The sequence below is a fragment of the Streptomyces luteosporeus genome, from assembly GCF_039532865.1.
Lineage (GTDB): Bacteria > Actinomycetota > Actinomycetes > Streptomycetales > Streptomycetaceae > Streptomyces > Streptomyces luteosporeus.
Map to the genome: position 1 here is coordinate 91973 of NZ_BAAASL010000027.1, position 7945 is coordinate 99917.

The following is a 7945-nucleotide window of genomic DNA, read 5'->3' on the forward strand; positions in this document are numbered from 1 at the left end:
TCGCCCCTTCGCTGGTCAGGGCCGCCCGGATCCGCTGCCGGGCCCGGGCCGCCGCGCTCGTCATGGTGGCAAGCGCGGCGCCCGCACCGCCGGCGGGCGGCCGCTACTGTTCGCCGTCGCGGCCGGCGGCCAGCTCCCGTACCGCCTCGGCGAAGGCCTCGCCGCGCTTGCTGTAGTTGGTGAACATGTCCATCGACGCACAGGCCGGGGCCATCAGGACGGTGTCCCCCGGCCCCGCCAGCCGCGTCGCCTCGCGGACCGCCGCGGCCATCGCCCCAGTGTCGGTCCGGTCGAGGTCGACCACCGGCACATCCGGCGCGTGTCGCGCCAGCGCCTGCTTGATCAGCGCCCGGTCGGCCCCGATGAGGACGGCGCCGCGCAGCCGCTTCGCGGAGGCGGCCACCAGCTCCTCGAAGGTCGCGCCCTTGGCCAGGCCGCCGGCGATCCACACCACCGACTCGTACGCGGCCAGGGAGGCCTGGGCGGCGTGCGGGTTGGTGGCCTTGGAGTCGTCCACGTAGGCCACGCCGTCGACGTCGGCGACGTGGGCGATGCGGTGGGCGTCCGGTCGGAAGGAGCGCAGGCCGTCCCGTACGGCCGCGGGCTCCACGCCGAAGGCGCGGGCCAGGGCGGCGGCGGCCAGCGCGTTGGCGATGTTGTGCGGGGCGGCCGGGCCGGCGGCGGGCGCGATGTCGCAGATCTGTGCGAGCTCCTGCGCCTGGTGGTGACGGTCGGCGACGAAGGCCCGGTCGACCAGGAGGTCGTCGACCACGCCCAGCATGGACGGGCCGGGGGCGCCGAGGGTGAAGCCGATGGCCCGGCAGCCCTCCTCGACGTCGGCCGCCATCACCAGGCGCTCGGTGGCCGGGTCCTCGACGTTGTAGACGCAGGCGATCGTGTTGCCCTCGTAGATGCGTCCCTTGTCGGCGGCGTAGGCGTCCAGGGAGCCGTGCCAGTCGAGGTGGTCGGGGGCGACGTTGAGGACGGCCGCGGAGTGGGCGCGCAGCGAGGGCGCCCAGTGCAGCTGGTAGCTGGAGAGCTCGACCGCGAGCACGTCGTACTGCTGCTCGCCGAGCACCACGTCGATGATGGGCGTGCCGATGTTGCCGACGGCGGCCGTGCGCAGCCCGGCGGCCTGCAGGATGGAGGCCAGCATCTGGACGGTGGTGGTCTTGCCGTTGGTGCCGGTGACGGCGAGCCAGGGGGCGGCGCCCTCGCCGCGCAGCTGCCAGGCGACCTCCACGTCCCCGACGACCTCGACGCCGGCCGCGGCGGCCGCCGCGAACAGCGGGCTGTCGGGCCGCCAGCCGGGCGAGGTGACGACGAGGTCGGTGCCCTCGGGCAGGGTGTCGGCGTCCGCGAGGCGGACGGTGATGCCCTGGGAGTCGAGGAAGGCGGCCCGCTCGCGCAGGACCTCGCCGTCGCCGCCGTCGACGACGGTGACGCGCGCGCCGAGGCCGGCCAGGGCGCGGGCGGCGCTGACGCCGCTCACGCCGAGACCGGCGACGGTGATGTGCTTGCCGCTGTACTGTGCGGTGCTCACTTGATGGCCAACCATCCGGCGTAGAAGATTCCGAGGCCGACGGCCACGCACAGGCCCTGGATGATCCAGAAGCGGACCACGACCAGGACCTCGCTCCACCCCTTGAGTTCGAAGTGGTGCTGGAGCGGGGCCATCCGGAAGACCCGCTTCCCGGTCAGGCGGAACGAGCCGACCTGGATGATCACGGACATGGTGATCAGGACGAACAGGCCGCCGAGGAGCGCGAGCAGCAGCTCGGTGCGGGAGCAGATCGCCAGGCCCGCGAGCGCGCCGCCGAGGGCGAGCGAGCCGGTGTCACCCATGAAGATCTTGGCCGGCGAGGTGTTCCACCACAGGAAGCCGAAGCAGGAGCCCATGAGGGCGGAGGCGACGACCGCGAGGTCGAGCGGATCGCGGACCTCGTAGCAGGACGCGCCGGCGGTCAGGGCGTTGGCGCAGGACTGGCCGTGCTGCCAGGTGCCGATGAAGACGTAGGCGCCGAAGACCATCACCGAGGCACCGGTGGCCAGGCCGTCGAGGCCGTCGGTGAGGTTCACGCCGTTCGACATCGCGAGGATCATGAACAGCGCCCAGACCACGAAGATCACCGGGCCGACCGACCAGCCGAAGTCCTGGGTGAAGGACAGCCGGGTCGAGGCCGGGGTCTGGCCCCGGGTGTCGGCGAACTGCAGGGCCAGCACCGCGAAGGCGATGCCGACGATCAGCTGGCCGGCCATCTTCGCCTTGGCGCGCAGGCCCAGGCTGCGCTGCTTGACGATCTTGATGTAGTCGTCGAGGAAGCCCACCAGGCCCATGCCGGCGGTCAGGAAGAGCACCAGCAGGCCCGAGGTGGTCGGCGACTGGCTGGTGATCACCTTGGTGACGGCGTACGCGATGAGGGTGGCGAGGATGAAGGCGATGCCGCCCATGGTGGGCGTGCCCTTCTTGCTGCCGTGGGTGCGCGGACCGTCGTCCCGGATGAACTGGCCGTAGCCCTTGCGGGCGAGGAACTTGATCAGCAGCGGGGTGCCGATGAGGGTCAGGAACAGACCGATGACACCCGCGAAGAGGATCTGGTTCATCGACCGGCGACCTCACCGTCGACCGCGAGCAGCGCGTCGGCCACCCGCTCCAGACCCACCGACCTGGACGCCTTCACCAGTACGACGTCTCCCGGGCGCAGCTCACTGCGCAACAGGTCGACCGCCGCCTGCGCGTCGGACACGTGCACCGACTCCTCACCCCACGAACCCTCGTTGTAGGCGCCCATCTGCAGCCAGGCCGCTTCCTGACCCCCGACTGCCACGAGCTTGCTGACGTTGAGCCGGACGGCGAGCCGTCCGACCGCGTCGTGCTCGGCGAGTGACTCCCCGCCCAGCTCGGCCATCCGACCGAGTACTGCCCACGTACGCCCGCCCCTAGCCCGGGCGGCCTCGCCCATGGCGGCCAGCGCGCGCAGCGCCGCCCGCATGGACTCGGGGTTGGCGTTGTAGGCGTCGTTGACGATCGTCACGCCGTCCGCGCGCTCGGTGACCTCCATCCGCCAGCGGGAGAGCTGGCCCGCACCGCCGAGCACGGAAGCGATCTCCTCGGCGGGCATGCCCAGCTCATGGGCGACGGCGGCCGCGGCGAGCGCGTTCGACACGTGGTGCTCACCGTACAGCTGCATGGTCACCTCGCCGCACCCGGTGGGGGTGTGCAGCGTGAAGGCGGGCCGTCCGCGCTCGTCGAGGCGGACGTCCTCGGCGCGCACGGCGGCGTCCGGCGCCTCGCCGAACAGCACGACGCGGGCCTTGGTGCGGCTGCTCATGGCGCGCACCAGCGGGTCGTCGGCGTTGAGCACGGCGACGCCGCCGGCCTCGGCGTCGGGCAGCGCCTCGACCAGCTCCCCCTTGGCCTGCGCGATCTGCTCGCGGCCGCCGAACTCGCCGACGTGGGCGGTGCCGACGTTCAGCACGACGCCGATGCGCGGCGGGGTGAGCTCGGCCAGGTAGCGGATGTGGCCGATGCCGCGGGCGCCCATCTCCAGCACCAGGTGCCGGGTCTCCTCGTCGGCGCTCAGCGCGGTCAGCGGCAGCCCGATCTCGTTGTTGAGCGAGCCGGGGGTCCACACGGTGGGTCCGGCGTGCTGCAGCAGCTGGGCGACGAGGTCCTTGGTGCTGGTCTTGCCGGCGGAGCCGGTCAGGCCCACCACGGTGGTGCCCAGTCGCTCCACGACGGCCCGGGCGAGCCGGCCGAGGGCCGCGACGACGTCGTCGACGACGACGGCGGGCACGCCGACGGGCCGGGCGGCGAGCACGGCCACGGCGCCGTCGGCGACCGCCCGGGCTGCGAAGTCATGGCCGTCGACGCGCTCCCCGGCGAACGCCGCGAACAGCGCGCCGGGCCGCACCTGGCGGGAGTCGATGACGACCGGGCCGGTCACGACCGACTGCGGGTCCGGTATGTCGTGCGGCCGCCCGCCCGTGATGGCGGCGATCTCCGCGAGGGAGAGTGCGATCACCGGTCGTCACCTCCTGTCGTGCGGGAGAGCTGCCGGGGGGAGGGTTGTGCGCGCATGGCGGTTGGTCATCCCTGGTCGTTCCGGTGCTTGGTCGCAGGCGCGGTCGCCCGGCTGTGCTCGATGGCCTCGCGCAGCACCCGGCGGTCGTCGAAGGGGCGTACCACTCCGGCGACGTCCTGGCCCTGTTCGTGGCCCTTGCCCAGGACCACGACGGTGTCGCCGGGTTCGGCGCGGGCGACGGCGGCGGCGATGGCTGCGGCGCGGTCCTCCAGGACGAGGACGGTGCCGCGTTCGGCGGCGGGCACCTCGGCGGCGCCCGAAAGCATGGTGGCGAGGATCGCGAGGGGATCCTCGGAGCGGGGGTTGTCGGAGGTCAGTACGGCGGTGTCGGCGAGCCTGGCCAGGGCCGCGCCCATGGGGGCCCGCTTGGTGGTGTCGCGGTCCCCGCCGCAGCCCAGGACGGCGTGCACGCGGCCGGTGCCGACCTTGCGCAGCGCGCGGAGAACCGATTCGACGGCGTCCGTCTTGTGGGCGTAGTCGACCACCGCCAGGTAGGGCTGGCCGGCGTCGACGCGCTCCAGGCGGCCGGGGACGCCGGGCACGGCGGCGACGCCGTCGGCGGCGGCCTGCGGATCGGCGCCGGCGGCGACCAGCGCCACGATCGCGGCGAGCGCGTTGGCCACGTTGAAGGGGCCGGCGAGCGGCGAGCGGGCCCGTACGGTCACGCCCTGGGGGCCGTGCACGGTGAAGGTGGAGTCGAAGGGACCGATCTCGACGTCGGTGGCGCGCCAGTCGGCGTCCTCGCGGCCCTCGGCCGAGAAGGTGATCACCGGGACCTCCGCCTCGCCGTGGGCGAGCCGGCGGCCGTACGCGTCGTCGAGGTTGACCACGCCCAGGCGGCTGCGCTGCTTGGTGAACAGCTCCGCCTTGGCGGCGAAGTAGTCCTCCATGCCGGAGTGGAACTCCATGTGCTCCGGGCTGAGGTTGTTGAAGACGGCGACGTCGAAGACGCAGCCGTCGACACGGCCGAGCCGCAGGGCGTGGCTGGAGACCTCCATGGCCACCGAGCGCACGCCGCGCTCGCGCATCACGGCGAACAGCGCCTGCAGGTCGGTGGCCTCCGGCGTGGTGCGCTCGGACTTGATCCGCTCGCCCGCGATCCGGGACTCGACCGTGCCGATCAGGCCGGTGGGGCCGGCCAGGGCGTGCAGCCCGCCCTCGATGAGGTACGCGGTGGTGGTCTTGCCGGAGGTTCCGGTGATGCCGATCTGCAGCAGGTCCTCGCCGGGCGTGCCGTAGATCGTGGCGGCCAGCGCGCCCATGCGGTCGCGCGGGGCGTCGACGGCGAGGACGGGCAGTCCGGTGGCGGCGGCGCGCTCGGCGCCGTCCGGGTCGGTCAGCACGGCTGCGGCGCCCAGGCCGGCGGCCTGGGCCGCGAAGTCGGCGCCGTGGAAGCGGGCGCCGGGCAGGGCGGCGTAGACGTCGCCCGGGCGCACCGCCCGCGAGTCGTGGGTGATGCCGGTGACCGCCACGGCGTGGGCGCCCTCGGGCACGGCGATGCCCAGCTGACCGGCCAGCTCCGCGAGGGGCACGGGAGCGACCCCGGCGGGCCGGGGCGCTCCCGGGGTGGCGGGAGGGGCGGCCTGGGGAGTGGTGTGGGACTGATCAGCGTGTGGCACGGCGGTGAGCGTACCGGGCGCACCCGCCTCGTCGCGAAGCGAGGGGCGCTCCGGGCCGCGGTTCCCGTGATCGGGAGTGATCGTCGTCACGGCCGCTCCGGCTTCACTGGCCGTCGTAGCTCACCGGCAGCCGGGGCGGCTGCGAGCCGGACGGGGGGATCTGGAGGGTCTTCAGGGCGAACTCCATGACCTGCTTGAAGACCGGGCCGCAGACCTGCCCGCCGAAATAGCTGCCGCGGGTGGGGTTCTGCAGGGCGCAGTAGACCGTGACCCGGGGCGCGTCGGCGGGGGCGAAGCCGGCGAAGGAGGCGGTGTAGCCGTGGTATCGGCCGGTGGTGGGGTCCACCCGGTTGGACGTGCCGGTCTTGCCGGCGACGCGGTAGCCGGGGATCTTCGCCTTGGTGCCGGTGCCCTCCTGGTCGTCGACGACCGACTCCAGCATCCCGGTGAGCTCGCGGGCGGTCTTCTCGCTGACCACCCGGGTGCGCGGCGGCGCGGGGGCGGGGGTGAAGCGGCCGTCGGGGCCCTTGCTGCCGCGGACCAGGGACGGCTGGACGCGCTCGCCGCCGGCGGCGATGGTGGAGTACACCGAGGCGGCCTGGACGGCGTTGAGGGACAGGCCCTGGCCGAAGGGGATGGTGTAGGCCCGGGAGGACTTCCAGTCGGCCGGCTTGGCGAGCAGGCCGGGGGTCTCGCCGGGGAACTCCAGGCCCGTGGGGCGGCCGATGCCGAATTTGCGCAGGTAGGTGTAGAGGACCTCGTTGGCCTCCTCGCGCGTCTTGCCGAGCTGCTCGCTGGCGAGGATGGTGCCGATGTTGCTGGATTTGGCCAGGACGCCGTTGAGGGTCAGGTGCCAGGTGGGGTGGTCGATGTCGTCGGCGAAGGCGCGGTCGGCCCGGGGTAGCCGGTTGGGCACCTCCACGTGGGTCATCGGGGTGGCCACGCCCTCCTCCAGCACGGCGGCCATGGTCATGATCTTGCTGACGCTGCCGGGCTCGTACGCGTCCTGCAGGGCCGGGTTGCCGAGCGCGGCGCGGTCGGCGTGGGCGAGGTCGTTGGGGTCGTAGCCGGGCGCGCTCGCCATGGCGAGGATCTCGCCGGTGCGGGTGTCCTGGACGACGACGTACCCGCGGTCGGCGCCGGATTCGCGCACCTGCCGGGAGACGGCGTTCTGGGCGGCCCACTGGATGTCCCGGTCGATGGTCAGCTCCACGTCGGAGCCGGGGACGGCGGCCTGCTCCTTGACGTCGCCGGTGGGCACCTGACGGCCGCCGGACTGGGCGTAGACACGCTTGCCGTTCCGCCCGGCCAGCACCTCGTCGAGCTGGGCCTCCAGGCCCCCGCCGCCGCGGCCGTCGCCGTTGACGAAGCCCAGCAGGCCGGCGGCGAGCTCGCCGTTGGGGTAGACGCGCTTGCTGTGGGCCTCGCGGTTGACGCCGGCCAGGACGTTGGCGGCCTTGCCGTGGCGGGCCTTCTCCGCCTGGGCCTGCTTGAGCTGGGCGATCTTGCGCCAGGTCTGCGGGGTCTGGCGGCGGGCGAGGACCACGTACTTGGACTTCGGGTTCGCCGTCAGCTTCTGTTCGAGGACGTCCACCTCCTCCGCCAGGACCGGCGCCAGCAGCTCCGCGGCCTGCCGGGCGGCGCCCTCGACCTTGATCCGCTCGGGGGTGAGCAGGTCGGGGGCGGCGGTGACGTCGTAGGCGTCGACGGTGGTGGCCAGATCCACGCCCGTGCGGTCGGTGATGGCCCCCCGCTCGGCCGCCAGCGTCACGGGGATGTAGCGGTTGAGGTTGGCCCGGGCGGCGTACGCGTCGGCGTCGACGGCCTGCACCTGCAGCAGGCGCACGGTGAAGACCAGCATCACCAGCGTGAGCCCGACGCCGATGGCGCGCAGGCGGGGCCGGGGGCTGCCCAGCCGCAGCGCCTGCGCGCCGGGGCGGGGGCGGGCGGGCCGCGCGGCCGGGCGTGCGGGCCCGGGGACGGGGCGGCGGGGCTGCCTGGGCGCCGTCACGACCTCACCTACCTGAATCCGTTGCGGGGGCTGCCTGTCTGCTGTGGTCCGTCTGCTCTGCTGCTCGTCTGCTGCTCGCCACGGGGGGCCGTCCGGGCGCCGGGGCGGCGCTAGCCGGTGCGGTGCCCGGCCTGCGGGCCCGCCCCGCCCGGCGGCGGGGGCAGGGCCGGCGCGGGCGGGAGCGCCGGGGCGAGGCCCCCGACCGGCCCGCGGCCGACGCCCCCGCCCCG

At 74.1% G+C, this 7945-nt stretch carries 5 protein-coding genes; all 5 read right to left on the reverse strand.

The window, feature by feature from the left end:
- Positions 1 to 103: 103 nt before the first annotated feature.
- The 5 genes from murD to ABD361_RS27760 all read right to left on the reverse strand — a co-directional run bounded on the left by murD (position 104) and on the right by ABD361_RS27760 (position 7715).
- Positions 104 to 1543 (reverse strand): UDP-N-acetylmuramoyl-L-alanine--D-glutamate ligase, encoded by a 1440-nt coding sequence (gene murD / locus ABD361_RS27740; RefSeq protein WP_344439253.1) that lies wholly within the window; start codon positions 1541 to 1543, stop codon positions 104 to 106.
- Positions 1540 to 2604 carry a phospho-N-acetylmuramoyl-pentapeptide-transferase gene (gene mraY / locus ABD361_RS27745; RefSeq protein WP_344439255.1) on the reverse strand — a complete coding sequence of 355 codons (1065 nt, stop codon included), beginning with the start codon at positions 2602 to 2604 and terminating at the stop codon, positions 1540 to 1542. Before mraY ends, murD begins: the two co-directional genes overlap by 4 nt.
- Entirely contained in the window at positions 2601 to 4025 is a 1425-nt protein-coding gene (locus ABD361_RS27750; protein WP_344439257.1) for a UDP-N-acetylmuramoyl-tripeptide--D-alanyl-D-alanine ligase, read from the reverse strand. Before ABD361_RS27750 ends, mraY begins: the two co-directional genes overlap by 4 nt.
- Positions 4026 to 4090: 65 nt before the next feature.
- Complete coding sequence (locus ABD361_RS27755; protein WP_344439258.1) at positions 4091 to 5794, reverse strand: UDP-N-acetylmuramoyl-L-alanyl-D-glutamate--2,6-diaminopimelate ligase; 1704 nt, start codon at positions 5792 to 5794, stop codon at positions 4091 to 4093.
- Positions 5795 to 5807: 13 nt separating this feature from the next.
- The gene (locus ABD361_RS27760) at positions 5808 to 7715 is read right to left on the reverse strand and encodes a peptidoglycan D,D-transpeptidase FtsI family protein (protein ID WP_344439259.1); all 1908 of its coding nucleotides are present in this window, start codon (positions 7713 to 7715) and stop codon (positions 5808 to 5810) included.
- Positions 7716 to 7945 lie beyond the last annotated feature (230 nt).

Excerpts from the sequence above, each read along its gene's own strand:
- mraY (WP_344439255.1), bottom strand. The coding sequence starts at position 2,604 with ATGAACCAGATCCTCTTCGCGGGTGTCATCGGTCTGTTCCTGACCCTC.